This is a genomic window from Rhodopseudomonas sp. G2_2311 (genome assembly GCF_047501505.1).
GTDB lineage: Bacteria > Pseudomonadota > Alphaproteobacteria > Rhizobiales > Xanthobacteraceae > Rhodopseudomonas > Rhodopseudomonas palustris_H.
Genome location: NZ_JAZDRK010000022.1, coordinates 39,255 through 59,867, shown reverse-complemented (window position 1 = coordinate 59,867; position 20,613 = coordinate 39,255). Strand labels below are relative to the sequence as shown.

The window sequence follows — 20,613 nt, the reverse complement described above, 5'->3', positions numbered from 1 at the left end:
GTGCCCTCCGAGGAGAAAGGCGATGGCTGTCGAAATCCGCCCGACCGGCAAGGAAGTGTTCTTTCCGGCGGGTGAGCTGATCGTCTCCAAGACCGATCTGAAGGGCCGCATCACCTACGCCAACAGCACGTTCTGCCACATCGCCGGCTACAGCGAGGCGGAACTGCTCGGCCAGCCGCACAGCATCATTCGTCACCCCGACATGCCGCGCGCGGTGTTCCGCCTGGTGTGGGACACCATCGCGGCCGGCCGCGAGATCTTCGGCTACGTCAAGAACATGGCGCGTAGCGGAGACCATTATTGGGTGTTCGCGCATATCACGCCGTCGTTCGACCAGCACGGCAACATCGTCGCCTATCACTCCAACCGTCGCACGCCGGATCCGAGCGTGGTCGCCAATGCGATCGCGCCGCTCTACGCCGAGGTGCTGCGGGTCGAGCAGGGTCACGCCAACGGCAAGCAGGCGGTCGAGGCCGGCCTCAAGGCGCTGACCGATTTCGTCGCCTCCAAGAAAGTCAGCTATGACGAACTTATGTTCGCTCTCCAAAGCGCAGCTTAACCTCGCCGTCATCATCGTCGCATCGTCGATCGCGCTGGCGCTGGAGGCGCTGGACTATCGTCCGGCGGCGATGACGATCCAGGGCTTTGCGATTTTGGCGAGCTGTCTGGCGCTGTATCGCATGGTGCAGACCACGCGCCTGATCAGTCAGGCCCGCGAGGTCTGCCTGCGAATTGCCGCCGGCGACTTCGAAGCCCGCATCCTGCGGATTCCCGACAATGGCCGCACCGGCGACATGCTGCGCGCCGTCAACGACGTGATCGACGGCTGCGACGCCTTTGTGCGCGAGGCCACCGCCGCGATGGATGCGGTGCAGCACCGCCGTTACTTCCGCCGCATCCTGCCCGGCGGCTTGCACGGCGCGCTGCTGCGCGGCGCCAAGACCATCAACGCCGCCACTGACAGTATCGAGCAGCGGATCAACACGTTCGCCCAACAGGCGGAGCAGCTCGAGAATGCTGTCACCGGCGTGGTGTCCTCGCTCGACGAAGATTCCCGCGGCATGCGTGACACCGCCGGCAGCCTGACCAGCGGCGCCTCGCTCACCCGCGAGCGCCTGACCACGGTCGCGGCGTCGGCCGAGCACGCCAGCAGCAACATGCGCAGCGTCGCCGCCGCCACTACCGAACTGTCGGCGAGCGCCCGCGAGGTCGGCGCCGAGATCGGCCGTTCCGCCGAGGTGGTCAGCCGCGCGGTGAGCCGGGTGTCGGAAGCGTCCGCCAACGTCGCCAGCCTGCGCAGCGTCGCCGAACGGATCTCCGAAGTTGTGAAGTCGATCGAAGTGATCGCCGGACAGACCAACCTGCTGGCGCTGAATGCCACCATCGAAGCGGCGCGCGCCGGCGAGGCCGGTCGCGGCTTCGCGGTGGTGGCCGCCGAAGTGAAGGCGTTGGCCGAGCAGACCGCCAAGTTCACCGGCGAGATCGAGGCACAGGTCGAACACGTCCACAGCGCCGCCGACCTCGTCAGCCAGTCGATCGGCGAGATCGGCTCGGTGATGAGCGAAGTCGATGACATTACAGCCGCTGTCGCCGGTGCCGCCGAAGCGCAGTCGGCCGCCACGGCCGATATCGCCAAGAACATCGAGCTGGCCTACGACGTGGTCAGCGAGATCACCGGCAGTATCCAGACCGTCACCGAGAGCGCCCGCGACACCGAGCAATACGCGGCCTCGACCATGACGGCCTCGACCGATTTGTCGTCGCAGTCGGAAATGCTGGCGCACCGGATCCGCGACTATCTCGCCCGGGTTCGAGCCGACATGCTGGCCCAGCGCGCGGCCTGAACGGCAGCCTGGAGCTTGCTGAGAATCACTGGCAGTTAGCTTCTGCCTGCGCATACCGGCCGTTGACGCTGGCGGCGGATGGGCCTGTCAGCAACCTGTCAGGCGCGGTAGCATAGGAAAGCAGCTCGTTGCGGCGGCTGCGGGGAGCCGGCGCGTCCGGCATCCCAGGCCGGCACAGGTGCCAGTGACAGACCCATGCTCCGCCTTTCGACGATTCCGACTTTGCTGATGGCCGCTGTGCTGGCTTGCGCGACTGCGCATGCCGGCGACGAGCTGTCGATTTCCAAGCAGCAGGCCGAGCGGGTCGGGATCGAGACCTCGCCGCTGGAGAAGCAGCCTGCCGCGGCCGGCCTCAGCTTCCCGGGCAAGATCGCGGTGCCGCCGGATCGCAGCCGGCTGATGAATGCGCCGCTCGGCGGCCGGATCGAGCGGCTGCTGGTGCGCACCGATTCAGTCGTGAAGGCCGGCGATCTGCTCGCCGAGATCCAGAGCCCGGCGCTCGCCAATGCCCAGGCCGAATATCTCGTCGCCTACAACAAAGAGCGGCTGCTCAAGACCAATCTCGACCGCGAGGAGCAGCTTGCACCTTATGGCGCCGTGACCAAGAAGCAGGTCATCGTCACCCAGAGCGAATATGAACAAGCCCGCGCGACCGCGGCCGAGCGCCGCCAGGCGCTGCTGCATTACGGCATGACCGAAGCGGCGGTCGACAAGCTGGCGGCGAGCCAGAAGCTCGATCCCAGGCTGACGCTGATCGCGCCGATCGATGGCGTGGTGCTGGAAAGTCCGACCACGCCCGGCCAGACCGTCGAGGCGCTGGCTTTGGTGTTCAAGCTGGTGCAGCTCGCGCCGCTGTGGGGCGAAATTCAGGTGCCGGCGCTGCGGGCGGAGGATTTCGCGGTCGGCGCCCGCGTCACGCTGCGCGGCCATGATTGCATCGGCAAGGTGGTGTCGATCGGCTCCAGCGTCGAGCCGACCTCGCAGACGGTGATCGTCCGCGCGCAATTTGACGAGCCCGATACCGACTTGCGGCCCGGCCAGGTGGTCGAAGCGCAGATCGCGCCGATCACCAGCGGCTCGGCCGAATGGCGCGTGCATAGCGGCGCGATGGTGCGGCGGGGCAAGGACGCCTTCGTGTTCGTGCAGACCGACAGCGGCTTCGTCGCCACGCCGGTGAAGATCCGCGAGGAGCTGCCGCAATTTGCGGTGGTCAGCGGCAGCTTCCGCGGCGACGAGCGGATCGCGGTGCGCGGCATCGCCGCGCTGAAGGGCGCCTGGCAGGGACTCGGCGGGGTCGAGTGAATGCTGACCCGTCTCGTCGAGTTTTCGCTGTCGCATCGCCTACTGGTGGTGCTCGCCACGCTGCTGCTGATCGGTGCCGGCGTGCTGGCGTTCCGGCATCTGCCGATCGATGCTTTCCCGGACGTCTCGCCGGTCCAGGTCAAGATCATCATGAAGGCCCCGGGCATGACGCCCGAGGAAGTCGAGACCCGGGTGACGATGCCGCTCGAGCTCGAGATGCTCGGCATCCCCAACAAGACCATCCTGCGCTCGACCACCAAATACGGCCTCGCTGACGTCACCATCGATTTTGCCGACGGCGTCGACATCTATTGGGCGCGCAATCAGGTCGCCGAACGGCTCGCGGCCGCGATCAAGGACATGCCTGACGGCCTCACCGGAGGTCTGGCGCCGATCACCACGCCGCTCGGCGAGATGTTCATGTTCACCATCGAGGGCGGCGACCTGACGATGGCCGAGCGGCGGACGCTGCTCGATTGGACCATCCGCCCGGCGCTCCGCACGCTGCCCGGCGTCGCCGACGTCAATTCGCTCGGCGGCTTCGTCCGCAGCTTCGAGATCGTGCCGGACAATCTGGCGATGGCGTCGCACGGCATTACCATCGATATGCTGGAGAAGGCGATCGAGAAGAATAACCGCAACGGCGGTGCGGGCCGGCTGTCGGCCGGCGAGGAGGTGCTACTGGTCCGGGTCGACGGTCAGGTCCGCACGCTCGATGATTTGCGCGACATCGTGCTGGCGTCGCGCGACGGCGGCATGGTGCGGGTGCGTGACGTCGCCGAAGTGCGGATCGGCAGTATCACCCGCTACGGCGCAGTGACGCGCGACGGCCAGGGCGAAGCGGTGCAGGGCCTGGTGCTCGGCCTGCGCGGCGCCAATGCGCGCGACGTGGTCGAAGGCGTTCGCGCCAAGTTCAAGGAGCTGGAACCGACGCTGCCGAAGGGCGTGACGCTCAACGTGTTCTACGACCGCGGCGACCTGGTCGGCCGCGCCGTCGGCACGGTGTCGAAGTCGCTGCTCGAAGCCGTGGTGCTGGTGATCGTGCTGCTCATCCTGTTCCTCGGCGATTGGCGTGCCGCGCTCGTGGTGGCACTGACGCTGCCGCTGTCGGCGCTCGCCACTTTCGTGCTGATGCGCTTCGCCGGAATGTCGGCCAACCTGATGAGCCTCGGCGGCCTCGCGGTTGCGATCGGCATGCTGATCGACGCCGCGGTAGTGGTGGTCGAGAACGTCGTGTCGCATCTGGCGCACGATCGGCACGCCGCGCAGGTGCCGCTGCTGCACCGGATCTACCAGGCACTGCGCGAAGTCGTGGTGCCGGTCACCTCAGGCATCGGCATCATCGTCATCGTGTTCCTGCCACTGCTGACGCTGCAGGGGCTGGAAGGCAAGCTGTTCATCCCGGTGGCGCTGGCGATCGTGTTCGCGCTCGGCTCGTCGCTGCTGCTGGCGCTCACCGTGATTCCGGTGCTGGCGTCGCTGCTACTGAAGACCGCTGGTCACGGCGACACCTGGCTGGTGCGCAAGATCAGCGCCGGCTACACGCCGGTGCTGCGGTTCGCGCTGAATCACGAGAAGGCGGTACTGGCCGTGTCGGCGCTGGCGCTGGTCGCCACCGTGTTCGCCTATGCGCAGCTCGGCAAGATCTTCATGCCGACGATGGAAGAAGGCACGCCGATCATCAGCGTCGAGAAGCTGCCGTCGATTGGCCTGGAGGAGAGCGTCAATCTCGACCTCAGGATCCAGCAGGCGGTGATGGGCGCGGTGCCGGAGGTGAAGAGCATCGTGGCGCGCGTCGGCTCCGACGAACTCGGCCTCGACCCGATGGGCCTCAACCAGACCGACACCTACATCATCCTCAAGCCCGAGGCGGAGTGGCGCCGGCCGCACGACAAGGACTGGCTGATGGGCGAGCTGCGCAAGGCGCTCGCCGGCTTTCCGGGCATCGGTTTCTCGTTCACCCAGCCGATCGAGATGCGGGTGCAGGAGATGATCATCGGCGCCCGCGGCGACGTGGTGGCGAAGATCTTCGGCACCGACATCCCGACGCTCAACAGGCTGGCCGAGCAGATCACCGCGACGCTGAAGACGCTGAAGGGCGCCGAAGACGTCCGCACCACGCTGAACGAAGGTTTCGAGTACTACAATGTCGGCATCGACCGGCTGCAGGCCGGCCGGCTCGGGCTCGATGTCGATGCGCTCACCGAGGCGCTGCGCACCCAGATCGAAGGCCGTCAGGCCGGCATCGTGGTCGAAGAAGGTCGCCGCACGCCGGTGCTGATCCGCGGCACCGAGTCGCTCCGCGAGTCGCCGGCGCGGCTCGCCGGCATCAATCTGGTACTCGCGGACGGCAAGTCGGTGCCGCTCGCCAACGTCGCCAAGCTGGAGCGGATCGACGGGCCGGTGAAGATCGACCGCGAGAACGGCAAGCGGCTGGCACTGGTGATGAGCAACGTCTCGGGCCGCGACCTGGTCGGCTTCGTCGATGAAGCCAAGGCGGCGGTCGCCGCCAAGGTCAAGCTGCCGGAAGGCTACAGCATTGTCTGGGGCGGCCAGTTCGAGAACCAGCAGCGCGCCGCGGCTCGGCTCGGCGTCGTGGTGCCGATTGCGCTGGCTTTGGTGTTCCTGCTGCTGTTCGTCACCTTCTCGTCGCTGCGGCAATCGCTGCTGGTGTTCATCAACATCCCGTTCGCGCTGATCGGCGGCGTGTTCAGCCTGCTGATCACCGGCGAATATTTGTCGGTGCCGGCCTCGGTCGGCTTCATCGCGCTGCTCGGCATCGCGGTGCTGAACGGTCTGGTGCTGGTGTCGTATTTCAACATGCTGCGCAGCCAGGGCCTGCCGCCGGATCAGATCGTCGAGATCGGTGCGCAGCGGCGGCTGCGGCCGATCCTGCTCACCGCGAGTATCACCGCGTTCGGCCTGGTGCCGCTGCTCTACGCCACCGGTCCGGGCGCCGACGTGCAGCGGCCGCTGGCGGTGGTGGTGATCGGCGGCCTCGTCACCTCGACGCTGCTGACGCTGGTGATCCTGCCGGTGCTGTATCGCCGCTTCGGGATTCCGCCGAAACCGTCGGAGGTCCAGCCATGAGCGCGATGGTGCTGACCCTGCTGGTGCCGGTGGCGCTGAAGGACGACGTGATCGCCGCGATGCTGTCACACGAGCCGACCGCGCGCGTCGGCTTCACAGCGCGGGAGGTCGAAGGTTATGGCCGCGACGTCGACTACGACAGCGTGGTCGAACAGGTCCGCGGTCACACGCTGTCGGTCGAGATCGTCGTCACGGCTGACGACGCCGAACTGCGCGGCCTGCTCGACACGATCGGGGATGAATTCGGCGGTCGCGGTCTGCGTTGGCGGATCGTGCCTGCGCCCGCTGTCGGGACGCTGTAGGCGGGCAGGCCGCCGGTTCCGCATCGGAACCCGGAGAATAATTTCGCCTTTCGCGCCTTCCCGAGAGCATGATTCTCTCCACCCCGAAAGGCCCCGGCAACTTCCTGCTTAATTTTCAGGCCGTATTTACCGGTATCCGAGGGATGCGTACATCCAGCCTCGAAAGGCGCGGCCAATTGGCGCGCCGGCTGGAGGATCGGTCGATGCAGATGCCCGAATTGGTGATCGCGTTGGGTTTTGCGATCGGCGCCGCATTTGGCGTCGCAGGGCTGCTGAGCGGCTTCTGCCTGATGAGCGGCCTGCGCGATTACTGGACCAAGGACGACGGCCGCAAGCTGCGCAGCTACGCGGTGGCGTTGGCGGTCGCGATCGTCGGCACGCAACTGATCTCCGGCCTCGGTTATGTCGACATCGGCAAGTCGCTGTATCTGCAGCCGTCGTTCTCCGCCCCGCTGATCTTTCTCGGCGGCCTGATGTTCGGCCTTGGCATGGTGCTGGCGAACGGCTGCGCGTCGCGCGCGCTGGTGCTGCTCGGCAAGGGCAACCTCCGCTCCCTGCTGGTGGTCGGGATCATCGCCGTCACTGCGCAGATGACCCTGAAGGGCCTGATCGCGCCGGCGCGGCTCGCCTTCCTGCAGTGGACTCAGGTATCGCCGCCGCACGTCTCGGTGCCGTCGCTGATCGGCGCGCTCGGCGTCGGTGAGGCCTTCGCCCAGATCGCCGCGGTGCTGATCGCCGCCGGTGCGCTGCTGGTGTTCGCATTCTCCGACCGCTCGTTCCGTCGCGCCACCGGCCAGATCACCGCGGGTGCAGTGATCGGTCTGCTGGTCGTCGCCGGTTGGCTCGCGACCGGTTACTTCGGCGCCGACGAGTTCAACCCGATCCCGGCGACCTCGCTGAGCTTCGTCGCGCCGCTGGCCGATACGCTGCAATACGCGATGTTCTCGACCGGCCTGACGCTGAGCTTCGGCGTTGCGCTTGCTGTCGGCGTGTTCGCCGGCAGCGCCACGACTGCGCTACTCACCGGCCGGTTCGCACTGGAGGGCTTCACCTCGGCGCCGCACATGCTGCGCTCGACGCTGGGCGCCGCGCTGATGGGCGCCGGCGGTGCGATGGCCTATGGCTGCTCGGTCGGGCAGGGCCTCACCGGCCTGTCGACGCTGGCGCTGCCGTCGTTCATCGCGGTGGCCGGCATCGTCGGCGGCGCCGCGCTCGGCATCCGCCGCTCCGCGCCGGTCGCTGCGCTGGCGACGCGGTGAGTCCCTCACGCCAGAGTCATTCCGGGGCGCGAGCGCAGCTCGCGAACCCGGAATCTCTCTTCGAGCCATCTCGGGATTCCGGGTTCACGCGTTTCACGCGCGCCCCGGAATGACGAACCCGAGTTCTCTCATCCGACCTGACGGCAACGTGATCACCCGGCACCGCTCGCTCGCAGATGACTTCGGCAGCGGGTGCGGTTAGCGTGCGCGTCAAACAAACCTTCCGGGAGGAGTACGATGAAGTCGTTGTTCAAGGCTGCCGCTGCGGCGGCGCTGCTGATCGCCGCTGCGGCCCCTGGCTTTGCGGCCGATGCCAAGTTGCACCGGGTCGCGATCCAGGTCGATCAGAACGATCCCGCGGTGATGAACCTGGCGCTGAACAACGCCGCCAACATCATCGAATACTACAAGGCCAAGAACGAGGACGTTCAGGTCGAAGTCGTCACCTTCGGGCCCGGCCTGCACATGCTGCGCGCCGATTCATCGCCGGTGAAGGACCGCATCAAGCAGATCGCCGACGGCGCGTTTCCCTCAGCCATCAAGTTCGCGGCCTGCGAAAACACCAAGACCGGGATGGAGAAGCATGAGGGCCACGCCGTCAGCCTCATTCCGCAAGCGAGTGCGGTGCCGTCGGGTGCGGTGCGTCTGATGGAGCTGCAGGACGACGGCTGGGCTTATTTGCGGCCGTAACGGCCGGCGTCCGGCGTCGCCGTAGCCATTCACGCCAGGCATCGAACCGGCGGCGGATCAGCTCGCGCGGTGAGCCGTCGACCAGCACCGCGATGCCGATGCGGGCGCCGAGCATCATGCCGGCGATGGCGATTGGCCACGACAGCGCCATCACCGAGCCGGCGGTGATGCCCTGGCCGATGGTGCAGCCGCCGGTCAGGATGCCGCCGAATCCCATCAGCGCCGCGCCGGCGACGTGACGGCGCATTTCGTGGTCATCGTCGAACGCTTCCCAGCGCAGCTCGTCGGTGTGCCACGCGGCTAGAAATGCGCCTGCGACGACGCCGAACACGGTGCCGACGCCGAAGTCGGCGAAGTTGGCGACGTTGAGCAGCCCGGCATAGACCGCTTTGCCGACCGTCGAGACGAAGGTCAGGCTTTGCGGATGCACCGGCCCGGCGAACGGATCGGCGAGCTTGGTGGTCGCGAGCCAGCCGACCACCGTCAGCACACCGAGCGCGACGCCGGCTGCCAGCAGGCGCGGCGTTCGCCGCAGCCGCTTGTCGCCCAGCGCGATCAGGCACAGCACGCCGCCGCCCAGCGCGGCGATCACCGCGCGCAGATCCATTCCAGAGAGATGCTGCGTGAGCGCCGCGAGGTCGGTGTTGACGCCCTCCGGCATCGTGATCGCGAAACGCTCCAGCACGGTGATGCGGAAGCCGGAGAACATCCCGCGTAGCGTCGCATAGGCAGCGCCGCCGAGCACCAGGATCACCACGAAGCTGCGCAGATCGCCGCCGCCGAGCCGCACCAGCGAACCGAAGCCGCAGGTGCCGACGAACGCCATGCCGATGCCGAACAGCACGCTGCCGATCGCGATCGAAATCAGCGGCAGCGCCGGGGCGGTGTAGTTGGACTGGGCGGGATCGAGCTGGCCGGCGATCACCAGTGCCTGAGTGCCGAGCAGCGCGATGCCGAGCGCCAGACCGAAGATGCGCAGGCGGCGCGTATCGCCGCCCATCAGCGCGTCTTCGACCGCCCCGAACGAGCACAGCCGCGCCAACCGCACGAAAAAACCAGCGGTGACGCCGACGCACAGGCCGGCCAGCGCGAGCATCCAGGCGGATGCATCCTGCATGGGGTTCCCTCGTTTGCGCGCAGGCGTACGATGCGCGCTTGCGTCGGCTTGTTGTTAGCGTGCCGCGAGGGATGGCTTACTTCTGGCCGTCCCGCGCGGACGAGCAGAAGATATCATAGATCACCGAGATCACGCGACGGACGTCATCATTGGCCAGGCTGTAGTAAATGGTCTTACCATCCCGCCGGGTGTCGACCATGCCGTCGTAGCGCAGCCGGGCAAGTTGCTGTGAGACCGCCGACTGCCGCAGCGACAGGATGTTCTCCAGCTCGCTGACCGAGCGTTCGCGTTCGGCGAGCAGGCACAGCAGCAACAGCCGGTTCTCGTGCGACACCGCCTTGAGGAAGTTGCTCGCCTTGCGCGCCCGGCGCATCAGCATGTCGAGCTCGGGCGAGTACTCCGCGCCGTCGCGCAGTTCGGTCTCGATATCGGGTTCGAGGATCGGGGGCATGGCGATCAGCTAACGTCTCCGTTGGCGTTGCGATACGATCAGATGTGACTGCGCGGCGGTGCGATCTTGGTGGCAAGCGCGCCGAGCAGACCCCAGAACGCGTCGTCGTTAATGTAGCCGGTGATGCGCCCGACCTCGCGGCCCTGGTCGATCACCACGAAAGTTGGCGTAAACCGCACCGGACTTGCAAGTCCGAGGCCAGGATCTTTGTCGCGGTCGATGTTGATGCGGCGCAGCGGCAGCAACTTGGCCTCATCGGTCTTGGGATAGATCGGGCCGACATCACGATCCCAGCGCGCGCACCAGACGCAACCATCGCGCTCGAACATCACCAACTCGGCCGCATGCGACGCCACAGCTGATAGCTGCGCCGCACCCAACAGAATCGCGCCGATCAGAGTCGATTTCAGCATCTTCCCGGTCATTCTATGATACATATAGACGAATTCGCATGTATAAACTAGGGGCGGAAGCGCGGTGGTTTCGAATATCTCGCTGGTCGGCGCCTTCGGGGCCGGGGTGTTGTCGTTCCTGTCGCCCTGCGTGTTGCCGCTGGTGCCGCCTTATCTTTGCTTTTTGGCCGGCGTCAGCCTCGATCAGCTGACCCGCGGTGCCGATCAACCGTCCAAGGCGATCGACGGGCGCGTGGTCGGCGCTTCGCTGGCGTTCGTGCTTGGCTTCTCGACCGTGTTCGTCGCGCTCGGGGCGTCCGCCTCGGCGATCGGCAAGGCGGTGACCGATCATTTCGAAGCGCTCGGCATCGTGGCTGGGGTCATCATCATCGTGCTCGGGCTGCATTTCCTCGGGCTGTTCCGGATCGGCCTGTTGTATCGCGAGGCCCGGTTTCACAACGTCAGCCGCGGCGTCGGCTTCCTCGGTGCTTACGTCGTCGGCCTCGCCTTCGCGTTCGGCTGGACGCCCTGCGTTGGGCCGGTGCTGGCGACGATCCTGCTGGTTGCCGGCGTCGAGGGCTCGGCGGCGCACGGTGCAATGCTGCTCGGCGCGTATTCGCTCGGGATCGGGCTGCCGTTCCTGCTGGCGTCGCTGTTCTCCGGCGCGTTCATCCGGCTGATGGCGCGGCTACGGGCACAGATGGCGACGGTCGAGAAAGTGATGGGCGGTGCATTGGTGCTGACCGGCGTGCTGTTTCTCACCGGTGCGATGCCGAAGATTTCCGGATGGCTGCTGCAGACCTTTCCCGCCTTCGGCGAGATCGGCTGACGGCGCCCGGCAACAGGGAGGACAGGTGATGACGAAGACAGGTGTCTCGCGCCGCGGCGCCATTGCCACGCTGGGACTTGGCGCGCTCGGTGCGATGTCGCTGCGTCCTGCGCCGGCAAGCGCGGCGGAGCCGGTGCTGGGCGACGACGGGCTGTATCAGCTCGACTGGTACCTGCAGAGCTTCCTCGATCTGAAGGAAGATCTCGAAGGCGCCACAGCCAAGGGCAAGCGCTTCGCGATTCTATGGGGGCTCAAGGGCTGCCCATACTGCAAGAAGCTGCACGACGTGCACATGCGCGATCCGGCGATCGAGAGCTACATCCGCGATAATTTCGAGATTGTGCATCTCAATCACATCGGCGCCCGCGAAGTCACCGATTTCGGCGGCGGCAAACTGAGCGAGAAGGCATTTGCGCAGGCTTACGGCATCCGCTTCACCCCTTCGCTGCAATTCTTCCCCGAGAGCGCCGACGGCCTCGCCGCCAAGAAGCCGCAGGACCGCGAAGTCGCCCGCATGCCCGGCCTGCTCGAGCCGCCGGAATTCCTGGCGATGTTCAAATACGTGCGCGAGAACGGCTATCAGTCGATGCCGTTCACCGACTGGCTGAAACGGCCGGTGTAGCAACTCATCATTCCGGGGCGCTCGCGCTCAGCGAGCGAACCCGGAATCTGCAGAGAGCACGGCTTGGTAGTTGCCTCGCACACTAACTTCTGGATTCCGGGTTCGCGCCTGACGGCGCGCCCCGGAATGACTGGGTGTGGCTTTTAAAAATCCAGCTTGTCCTTGATCGCTTCGATGCCGGCTTTGGCGCAGGCTTCGTCCGCTTCGCCGCCGGGAGCGCCGGAGACGCCGATGCCGGCGACCAGTGAACCGGCGGCTTCGACGATCAGTCCGCCCCCGAGCACCACGACGCCGGGCAGGTCGCGCAAACCTGATTGCGGCATGCCTGGCTTGGTCATGTTGGCGAGCTCGCTGGTGCCGGTCTTGAATGACACCGCGGTCCAGGCCTTGCCGGTCGCGGTGCTTGGGGTGTGAGCGCCGGCGAAGCGGTCGCGCAGCATCACCTGCGGCAGGCCGCTGCGATCGACGACGGTCACTGCGACCTGAAAGCCCTGCTTACGGCATTCGCCGAGCGCCGCCTTGGCGGCGTCGAGTGCCAGTTCCGGGCTGAGCGACTTGCTGGTTACCAGCGCGTCGTCGGCGCGGGCTGGTGCGGCCAACAGCGTGAGGCCGACCACGATTAATCCGATCCTACTGAGCATCAGACTGCTCCACCTTCGATGAGGAATGTGTCTGGTTCGCCGTCATGGCGAGAAGCACCCGGATCGACGCTTCGCGTCGTCCAGGCACGGGCTCCGCGACGAAGCAATCCGTGTCGATAAGGAGCTGGATCGCTTCGCCTGCAATGACGCAAGTTTTGGTGGTCCTATTCCTTGTTCACCGGCGATTCCGGATCGAACAGGAACGCCATCACGTCCTTGATCTGCTGTTCGGTGAGGAAGCCGTTGGTGCCGAACCGCGGCATGTTCGAGCACGGCACCACTGCCTGCGAATTGTAGATCTTGGTGTAGGCCTGCTTGATCTCGGCTTCGGTGTAGTTGCGGTCTTTGCCGTAGTGGGTGAGGCTTGGGCCGAGCGTGCCGAACGACACTTCCGACTTCGCCATCTGATGGCAGGCGTAGCAATTACCGCCATGCACTGTTTCCGGCTTGTCGGAGAACTGGCCGCCCTGGCCGTTATTGGCGATCTTGGCGCCTTCCTTCCAATTGCCGAGGAATTTGCCATCGGCCGGATACACCACCTTGGTGATCTCGCGCTTCATGATCGCATCGCCGACCTCGTGCGGCACGTCGTTGCGATACGTGTTGCAGGCCTGCATCGTCTCGTCGGGGACGATGCGCTGCTGCCAGTCTTCCGGCGCCTTGCCGAACGTCGCCTTGATGTAACCGTCGACGGTTTCGGGCGAGATCTTCGCGGCGGCGCTTGCGGTCTTGGCGGGAGCCGGCGAGGGGCCGGGCTTCGTCGCCTCGACTGTCTTGTCGGCGGCCTTGCTCATCGCGCCGGCCGGCTTGCTGACCGGCTGGTCGGCGGCGAGGCTCGCGATCGGGGTGGCGCAGCTCAGTGCGCCGCCGAGGGCGAGCGCCAGCATCGAAACGTGCAACTTCGTCATGGCGTCGCCTCCCTCAGCGCTTGATCGACGGCACGGCGAGTTCGCCGCCCGCCGCGATCTTGTTGAGATACAGCGTCAGCGCGGTGATGCCGTCGGAGCCGTATTCCGGCGCCGGCCAGCGCTGCTGGCGATAGCAGTCCCACAGCCGGTGCTGGAACGTGCGCAGCGCGCTCTGCGACACGCGATAAGTCGGCCAGCTCGCCATCGTGACTTGCGCGTCCTTGCCGGGGCCGGCGAGGTAGGGCAGGGCCTGCAGGCGGATGCGCTTGCCTTCGGCGCCGTGGCAGGTCGAGCACGAGAAATCCATCACGCCGCCGCGGCGGTGGAACAACTCTTCGCCGACAGCAGCCATTTCCTGCTCTTTAGGATGGCTGAGCTGCGGCTCGATCTTCATGCCGCTGGATTTATTGGCGATGAACGCCACCAGGTCTTCCATGTCGGAAGGTTTGCCCGGACCTGAGAAGCGGCGCGCGACCACGTCCTTGGTGTCGAGCCCCTGGAGGTTCTGCATGCACCACAGCAGGCGCTGCTCCAGGTCCATCACGCGGTCGGCATCTTTGAAGTAGCGCGGCAGCTGCGCGAACGCGCCTTCGAGCTTGCCGGCGCCGAGACCGAGATCGCAGCTTTCGAGCGAGACATTCTTGGTGCCGCGCTTCTCCGCCCACAATTGTTCGCCACGATCGACCGCAAGGAATCCGGGATTGGACATCGGGTCGGAAATCATCTCGCGATAGCGCTCGATTTCCTTCTCGCTGGCGTCCTGCGCCTTTGCGACGATCGGCATTGTGCAAAGCACAACGACGATCACCGCCGATAGAGCGGTGATGGGTCTCATGTGTCCTCCCTCCTCGGCGACCGTCTTGTGAGTTGCGGCCGACGATACCTCGGCGCGCTGCCTGGCATCTTTACATTCAAGAAAAACAATATAATGATGTTTGCGGATCATGACCGATCGCGCTTGCAATCGTCAAGCGTTAGTATGGCAAGGGACGCGAAAGACTCCCTGATGGAGGATGCCCAATGGTGTTCATGAAGACCGAGACGAGCCGTCGCGAGGCGTTGGCGCTGGCGGGCATCGCCGGCCTTGCCGCGCTCCTGGCGCCGCGGATGTCCTTCGCCGATGCGGCGATGGTCGATGCCGAGATCAAGAAGCTGTACGGCGACAAGAAGTTCGACAGCGGCAAGATCAAGCTCGACGTGCCGGAGATCGCCGAGAACGGCCTGGTGGTGCCGATCACCGTCGATGTCGAAAGCCCGATGACCGATGCGGACTACGTCAAGGCCGTTCACGTGTTCGCCGATGGCAATCCGCTGCCCGGCATCGTCAGCTACAAGTTCACTCCGGCGTGCGGCAAGGCTTCGGCCTCGACCCGGATGCGGCTGGCGCAGACCCAGAACATCATCTGCATCGCGGAGATGTCGGACGGCAAGCTGTACTCGACCAAGTCGAGCGTGAAGGTCACCATCGGCGGCTGCGGCGGCTAATCCGGCAACGGCAACAATCCAGGCGAGGAAATTCCAATGTCCGTCAAACCGACTCCGCGCGTCCGCGTTCCGACCCAGGCCAAGCCGGGCGAACTGATCGAAATCAAGACGCTGATCTCGCACGAAATGGAATCCGGCCAGCGCAAGGACGCGTCCGGCAAGATCGTGCCGCGCAAGATCATCAACACCTTCACGGCCCAGTTCAACGGCAAGATGGTGTTCGAGGCCGAGTGGAATCCGGCGATCTCCGCCAACCCGTATCAGTCGTTCTTCTACAAGGCGTCGGAGAGCGGCGAGTTTGCCTTCCTGTGGAAGGACGATGACGGCTCGGTGTACGAGTCCAAGCACAAGCTGACCGTCGCCTGATCGCGACCAACGTCACGACCTAACTATCCGTCGCAGACCACCGGGAGCCGGATCGGCTCCCGGAACGAGGATCTGCGGCTGAATCAACGGCCGCCTGTCACGGCGGCGGTGCCGAACGCGGCGCGAAGCAAGGGATGAAACGATGATCTCGAGGCGGGAATTCCTGCAGGCGACGGCTGCCGCATCGGCTCTGACGATCGCCGGCGGCCTGGGGCCGATCGGGCGGGTGGCGGCTCAGCAGCGGCTGACGCAGGCCGATATCCTGAAATTCGATCCGCTCGGCACGGTGACACTGCTGCACATCACCGACACCCACGCCCAGCTCGTGCCGCTGCATTTCCGCGAGCCCTCGGTCAATCTCGGCGTCGGCGAGGTCAAGGGCAAGCCGCCGCATCTCACCGACGAGGAATTCCGCAAGTACTTCCACATTGCCACTGGCTCGCCGGATGCGTTCGCGCTGACCGCCGACGACTTCACCGCGCTTGCCCGTAACTACGGCAAGATGGGCGGCTTCGACCGGATCGCCACGCTGGTCAAGGCGATCCGCGCCGAGCGCGGCGCCGACAAGGTGCTGTTGCTCGACGGCGGCGACGCGTTGCAGGGCAGTTGGAGTTCGCTGAAGAGCAACGGCCAGGACATGATCGACGCCCTCGCCGGCCTCAAGGTCGATGCGATGACCGGTCATTGGGAGTTCACCTACGGCGCCGACCGCGTCAAGGAGATCGCCGAGAAGGCGCCGTTTGCTTTCCTGGCGCAGAACGTCCGCGATATCGAATGGCAGGAGCCGGTGTTCGAAGCGCGCAAGATGTTCGAGCGCGGTGGCGTCAAGATCGCGGTGATCGGCCAGGCATTGCCGCGTACCGCGGTCGCGAATCCGCGCTGGATGTTTCCGAACTGGGAGTTCGGCATCCGCGAGGAGGACATGCAGAAGCAGGTCGACGATGCGCGCGCCGAAGGCGCCGCGGTCGTGGTGCTGCTGTCGCACAACGGCTTCGACGTCGACCGCAAGCTCGCCGGCCGAGTGAAGGGCCTCGACGTCATCCTCACCGGCCACACCCACGACGCGATGCCCGGCGTGATCAAGGTCGGCGACACCGTGCTGGTGGCGTCGGGCTCGCACGGCAAGTTCGTGTCGCGGCTGGACATCAAGGTCGACGGCGGCAAGGTTGCGGACATCCGCTTCAAGCTGATGCCGGTGTTTGCCGACGCGATCGCGCCGGACCCGGAGATGGCCAAGCTGGTCGAGAAGCTGCGCGAGCCTTACGCCAAGGATCTTGCCCGCGTCGTCGGCAAGACCGACTCGCTGTTGTATCGCCGCGGCAATTTCAACGGCACCTTCGACGATCTGATCTGCGACGCGATGCTGAAGCAGCGCGACACCGAGATCGCGTTGTCGCCCGGCTTCCGCTGGGGCGGCACGCTGCTGCCGGAACAGAGCATCACCTGGGAGGCGATCACCAACGCCACCGCGATCACCTATCCGAACTGCTACCGCACCGAGATGACCGGCGAGCAGCTCAAGAACGTGCTCGAAGACATCGCCGACAACATCTTCCATCCCGACCCTTACTATCAGGGGGGCGGCGACATGGTGCGCACCGGCGGCATGGGCTACGCGATCGACGTCTCCAAGCAGATGGGCTCGCGCATCTCCAACATGACGCATCTGGCGACCGGCAAGCCGATCGAGGCGTCGAAGAAGTACACCGTGTCCGGCTGGGCCAGCGTCAATCAGGGCACCGAAGGCCCGCCGATCTGGGAGGTGCTGGAGAAGCACGTCGCCGGCGCCGGCCCCGTGAACATCGAGCCCAACAGCGCGGTCAAAGTCTCCGGCGCCTGATCCGCGCCGGAGCAATGGACCAGTGCGTTCCATACATTCACGTATCGCAATGAGAAAGAGGCTAGCGGCATGAGTGAAAAGCCCACATCCGACGTCCTCAACCGCCGGCGGTTTCTCGGCGCGGCGGGGCTTGGTGCGGCCGGCCTCGCCGGTGCTGGTTCGATGCTGCCGTCGCTTGCGGCCAAGGCCGGTGAGGCGGCCAAGCCGGATCCGGCGATCACCGAGATCCAGGATTGGAATCGCTATCTCGGCGACGGCGTCGACAAGCGTCCCTACGGCGTGCCGTCGAAATTCGAGAAGGACGTGATCCGCCGCGACGTGTCGTGGCTCACCGCGTCGCCGGAGTCCTCGGTCAATTTCACGCCGCTGCATGCGCTCGACGGCATCATCACTCCGTCCGGCCTGTGCTTCGAACGGCATCACGGCGGCGTCGCCGAGATCGATCCCGCGCAGCACCGTCTGATGATTCACGGCCTGGTCGACACCCCGCTGGTGTTCACCATGGACGACATCAAGCGGATGCCGCGCGTCAACAAGGTCTACTTCCTGGAGTGCGCGGCGAACTCCGGCATGGAGTGGCGCGGCGCGCAGCTCAACGGCTGCCAATTCACCCACGGCATGATCCACAACGTGATGTACACCGGCGTCACACTGAAGACGCTGCTCGACCAGGCCGGCGTGAAGTCGAACGCCAAATGGTTGCTGCTCGAAGGCGCGGATTCCGCCGGCATGGATCGGTCGCTGCCGCTGGAGAAGGCGCTCGACGACGTGATGATCGCCTATGCGATGAACGGCGAAGCGCTGCGTCCGGAGAACGGCTATCCGCTGCGCGCGGTGATCCCCGGCTGGCAGGGCAATCTGTGGGTGAAGTGGCTGCGCCGGATCGAAGTCGGCGATATGCCGTGGCAGACCCGCGAAGAGACATCGAAGTACACCGACCTGATGCCCGACGGCCGTGCGCGCAAGCATACCTTCGTGATGGACGCCAAGAGCGTGATCACCAGCCCGTCGCCGCAGATGCCGCTCAAGTTCAAGGGGCGCAATGTGCTCACCGGCATCGCCTGGTCGGGCCGCGGCACCGTCAAGCGCGTCGACGTGTCGATGGATGGCGGCCGCAACTGGTACGAAGCGCGGATCGACGGCCCGGTGCTGAACAAATCGATCGTGCGGTTCTATGTGGACTTCGACTGGAACGGCGAAGAGCTGATGCTGCAATCGCGCGCGATCGACGAGACCGGGTATGTGCAGCCGACCAAGGCGGAGCTGCGCAAGATCCGCGGCGTCAACTCCGTGTACCACAACAACGGCATCCAGACCTGGCTCGTGCATCCCGATGGAGTGACCGAAAATGTCGAAATCGCTTAAGGCTCTCGCTGGGTTCGCCGTCATAGCCGCAATGGCGCTGCCGCTGCCGCTGCCGCTGGCGCAGGCCGGCGCCGAGCACAAGCCAAGTCACAAGGCCAAAGACGCGGTGAAGGAAGCCAAAGCACCGGCGCAGGCCGCCGTGCCGGCTGCGCCGCCCGCGCCGGTGAAGCTCGGTCTGGGCCGTCCGGCGCTGCCGGAAGAGATCGCGGCCTGGGACATCGATGTCCGTCCCGATGGTCAGGGGCTGCCGCCGGGTCGCGGCACCGCCAAGGAAGGCGATGCGCTGTTTCAGGAGAAGTGCTCGACCTGCCACGGTGAATTCGGCGAAGGTGTCGGTCGCTATCCGGTGCTGTCCGGCGGTCACGGCACGCTGAAGGCGGATCGTCCCGACAAGACCATCGGCTCGTACTGGCCGGACGCCACCACGGTGTACGACTACGTCCGCCACGCGATGCCGTTCGGCAACGCGCGCTCGCTGAGCAACGACGAGATCTACGCGCTGACGGCGTACATCCTCAACATGAACGACGTCATCAAGGATCAAGACTTCGAGCTGAACCAGACCAATCTCGCCAAGGTGAAGATGCCGAACGCGGATGGTTTCTACGAAGACGATCGCGATACGGCCGAGAAGGCATTCTGGAACAAGAATCCGTGCATGAAGGATTGCGGGCCTGCCCCGAAGGTGATCGGCCGCGCGATCGCAGTCGACGTCACGCCCGACGACAAGGCCGGGCCGAAAGTCGATTGATACGTGATGGCGTACGCCGCGGTTTCAGCGCGGCGCGCGCCAAGTAATTGCACCAGCGTTCGGCTGGTTGATTAGTTCGGTTGCGCCAGATCAATGTCGATCGGCGCATGCGGAGGACAATCTGTCGTTCCGCGGCCGCTGTTCGGAAGATCGAAGACGACCGACGACGGGTTGCAGTCGAGCGTGCCGCAAAGACGAGGAACGCTTCATTTGGATCTCGACCCTCTCATCGAGCGCTTCGGCGAAACCACACTGCTGACCGCGGGCGGTCTGCTGGTGGGGCTGGTGTTCGGCGCGACCGCCGAACGCAGCAAGTTCTGCCTGCGCTCGGCAGTCATCGAGTTTTCCGAAAGCTCGTTCGGTCCCAAGCTCGCGGTGTGGCTGCTGACGTTCTCGGCCGCGGTTGCCGCAACGCAAGTCGCAATCACCTCCGGCGTGCTTGACGTGTCCGAAGCGCGGCAGCTTGCCGCTACCGGCAGCCTGTCGGGCGCGATCATCGGCGGGCTGATGTTCGGCGCCGGCATGATCCTGTCGCGCGGCTGCGCCAGCCGGCTGTTGGTGCTATCCGGCACCGGGAACTTGCGCGCCCTGGTCACCGGACTGATCCTCACCATCGTGGCACAGGCGTCACTGCGCGGCGTGCTGTCGCCGGTGCGCGAGTTCCTCACGTCGCTGTGGACGCTGCCGGGCGGCGCGTCGCGCAACCTGCTCACCGTGGTTCATGCCGGTCCGGTGATTGGCGCCGCCTTCGGCTTCGCCGTGCTGGTGTGGGCATTGTGGCTCGGCTGGCGCAACCGGATCGGCATCATCACCGGCATCGCCGCGATCGGTGTCGGCCTCGCGGTCACCGGCGGCTGGCTGGTGACCTACATTTTGGCCCAGCATTCGTTCGCGCCGACCCAGATCAAGAGCGTCAGCTTCACGGGGCCCTCGGCCGATACGTTGATGGGGCTGATCAACTCGCCCTCGGTGCCGCTCGGCTTCGACATCGGGCTGGTGCCGGGCGTGTTCGCCGGCTCGCTGCTCGCCGCCTTGATCGGGCGGGACTGGAAGCTGCAGGGCTTCCATGATGGTCTCAGCATGGGTCGCTATGCGGCCGGGGCCTTCCTGATGGGATTCGGCGGCATGCTGGCCGGCGGCTGCGCGGTTGGCGCCGGCGTCACCGGCGGTTCGATTTTTGCGGTCACCGCCTGGTTGGCGCTGGCTTCGATGTGGCTCGGCGCGCTGGCGACGCATACGCTGCTCGACGCGAGAGCGGCGGCCAAAGCAGGCGCGGCCCCGGCGATTGAGCCGGCTCTTTCGGCGAAACAGACCGGCAACTAAGCCGGCACGCCACGACGACTTTGTCTCGGGAGGATG

21 protein-coding genes are annotated in these 20,613 nt (G+C 65.7%); 15 read left to right on the top strand and 6 right to left on the bottom strand.

What is annotated here, in order from left to right:
• Positions 1-22 precede the first annotated feature (22 nt).
• From VRZ08_RS21710 to VRZ08_RS21680, 7 genes are all read left to right on the top strand, one after another.
• The gene (locus tag VRZ08_RS21710; protein WP_107346051.1) at positions 23-559 is read left to right on the top strand and encodes a PAS domain-containing protein; all 537 of its coding nucleotides are present in this window, start codon (positions 23-25) and stop codon (positions 557-559) included.
• The gene (locus tag VRZ08_RS21705) at positions 522-1,844 is read left to right on the top strand and encodes a methyl-accepting chemotaxis protein (protein ID WP_414533866.1); all 1,323 of its coding nucleotides are present in this window, start codon (positions 522-524) and stop codon (positions 1,842-1,844) included. Before VRZ08_RS21710 ends, VRZ08_RS21705 begins: the two co-directional genes overlap by 38 nt.
• A gap of 195 nt (positions 1,845-2,039) precedes the next feature.
• Positions 2,040-3,146: an efflux RND transporter periplasmic adaptor subunit gene (locus VRZ08_RS21700; protein ID WP_414533865.1), complete on the top strand. Its 1,107-nt coding sequence runs from the start codon at positions 2,040-2,042 to the stop codon at positions 3,144-3,146.
• Positions 3,147-6,236, top strand: a complete 3,090-nt coding sequence (locus VRZ08_RS21695; RefSeq protein WP_414533864.1) for an efflux RND transporter permease subunit — start codon at positions 3,147-3,149, stop codon at positions 6,234-6,236.
• Positions 6,233-6,538, top strand: coding sequence for a DUF3240 family protein (locus VRZ08_RS21690; protein ID WP_107346047.1), 306 nt, complete (start codon positions 6,233-6,235; stop codon positions 6,536-6,538). Before VRZ08_RS21695 ends, VRZ08_RS21690 begins: the two co-directional genes overlap by 4 nt.
• Positions 6,539-6,741: 203 nt before the next feature.
• Positions 6,742-7,797: a YeeE/YedE family protein gene (locus VRZ08_RS21685; RefSeq protein ID WP_414533863.1), complete on the top strand. Its 1,056-nt coding sequence runs from the start codon at positions 6,742-6,744 to the stop codon at positions 7,795-7,797.
• A gap of 237 nt (positions 7,798-8,034) precedes the next feature.
• Positions 8,035-8,487, top strand: coding sequence for a hypothetical protein (locus VRZ08_RS21680; protein WP_346295717.1), 453 nt, complete (start codon positions 8,035-8,037; stop codon positions 8,485-8,487).
• Here the strand turns inward: VRZ08_RS21680 and VRZ08_RS21675 are convergent.
• The 3 genes from VRZ08_RS21675 to VRZ08_RS21665 form a co-directional block, all read right to left on the bottom strand.
• Positions 8,402-9,604, bottom strand: a complete 1,203-nt coding sequence (locus VRZ08_RS21675; protein ID WP_414533862.1) for a YeeE/YedE family protein — start codon at positions 9,602-9,604, stop codon at positions 8,402-8,404. The two genes, VRZ08_RS21680 and VRZ08_RS21675, sit on opposite strands and share 86 nt — an antisense overlap.
• 76 nt (positions 9,605-9,680) lie before the next feature.
• Complete coding sequence (locus VRZ08_RS21670) at positions 9,681-10,055, bottom strand: ArsR/SmtB family transcription factor (protein ID WP_011160008.1); 375 nt, start codon at positions 10,053-10,055, stop codon at positions 9,681-9,683.
• Between the two features lie 38 nt (positions 10,056-10,093).
• Positions 10,094-10,492 (bottom strand): thioredoxin fold domain-containing protein, encoded by a 399-nt coding sequence (locus VRZ08_RS21665; RefSeq protein WP_414533861.1) that lies wholly within the window; start codon positions 10,490-10,492, stop codon positions 10,094-10,096.
• A 40-nt stretch (positions 10,493-10,532) separates the two neighbouring features.
• Between VRZ08_RS21665 and VRZ08_RS21660 the strand changes: the two genes are divergently transcribed.
• Positions 10,533-11,276, top strand: coding sequence for a cytochrome c biogenesis CcdA family protein (locus VRZ08_RS21660; protein ID WP_414533860.1), 744 nt, complete (start codon positions 10,533-10,535; stop codon positions 11,274-11,276).
• 28 nt (positions 11,277-11,304) lie between these two features.
• Positions 11,305-11,898 (top strand): SoxW family protein, encoded by a 594-nt coding sequence (locus tag VRZ08_RS21655; RefSeq protein ID WP_414533859.1) that lies wholly within the window; start codon positions 11,305-11,307, stop codon positions 11,896-11,898.
• 143 nt (positions 11,899-12,041) lie between these two features.
• On the opposite strand, the gene VRZ08_RS21650 is transcribed toward VRZ08_RS21655, so the two are convergent.
• The 3 genes from VRZ08_RS21650 to soxA all read right to left on the bottom strand — a co-directional run bounded on the left by VRZ08_RS21650 (position 12,042) and on the right by soxA (position 14,282).
• Positions 12,042-12,539 (bottom strand): GlcG/HbpS family heme-binding protein, encoded by a 498-nt coding sequence (locus tag VRZ08_RS21650; protein ID WP_264074708.1) that lies wholly within the window; start codon positions 12,537-12,539, stop codon positions 12,042-12,044.
• 164 nt (positions 12,540-12,703) lie between these two features.
• Positions 12,704-13,447, bottom strand: coding sequence for a sulfur oxidation c-type cytochrome SoxX (gene soxX / locus VRZ08_RS21645; protein WP_264074707.1), 744 nt, complete (start codon positions 13,445-13,447; stop codon positions 12,704-12,706).
• A gap of 13 nt (positions 13,448-13,460) precedes the next feature.
• Positions 13,461-14,282, bottom strand: coding sequence for a sulfur oxidation c-type cytochrome SoxA (gene soxA / locus VRZ08_RS21640; protein ID WP_414533858.1), 822 nt, complete (start codon positions 14,280-14,282; stop codon positions 13,461-13,463).
• Positions 14,283-14,467: 185 nt separating this feature from the next.
• Here soxA and soxY point away from each other — a divergent pair, with 185 nt between their 5' ends.
• From soxY to VRZ08_RS21610, 6 genes are all read left to right on the top strand, one after another.
• On the top strand, positions 14,468-14,932 hold the full coding sequence (gene soxY, locus VRZ08_RS21635; RefSeq protein WP_107356982.1) for a thiosulfate oxidation carrier protein SoxY: 465 nt from the start codon (positions 14,468-14,470) through the stop codon (positions 14,930-14,932).
• A gap of 36 nt (positions 14,933-14,968) precedes the next feature.
• Entirely contained in the window at positions 14,969-15,298 is a 330-nt protein-coding gene (gene soxZ, locus VRZ08_RS21630) for a thiosulfate oxidation carrier complex protein SoxZ (protein ID WP_013502840.1), read from the top strand.
• A 142-nt stretch (positions 15,299-15,440) separates the two neighbouring features.
• Complete coding sequence (gene soxB / locus VRZ08_RS21625; RefSeq protein ID WP_414533857.1) at positions 15,441-17,138, top strand: thiosulfohydrolase SoxB; 1,698 nt, start codon at positions 15,441-15,443, stop codon at positions 17,136-17,138.
• A gap of 69 nt (positions 17,139-17,207) precedes the next feature.
• Positions 17,208-18,503, top strand: a complete 1,296-nt coding sequence (soxC, locus tag VRZ08_RS21620; RefSeq protein ID WP_414533856.1) for a sulfite dehydrogenase — start codon at positions 17,208-17,210, stop codon at positions 18,501-18,503.
• Positions 18,487-19,254 carry a c-type cytochrome gene (locus VRZ08_RS21615; protein WP_414533855.1) on the top strand — a complete coding sequence of 256 codons (768 nt, stop codon included), beginning with the start codon at positions 18,487-18,489 and terminating at the stop codon, positions 19,252-19,254. Before soxC ends, VRZ08_RS21615 begins: the two co-directional genes overlap by 17 nt.
• Before the next feature lie 210 nt (positions 19,255-19,464).
• On the top strand, positions 19,465-20,577 hold the full coding sequence (locus VRZ08_RS21610; RefSeq protein ID WP_414533854.1) for a YeeE/YedE family protein: 1,113 nt from the start codon (positions 19,465-19,467) through the stop codon (positions 20,575-20,577).
• The last annotated feature ends 36 nt before the right edge of the window (positions 20,578-20,613 follow it).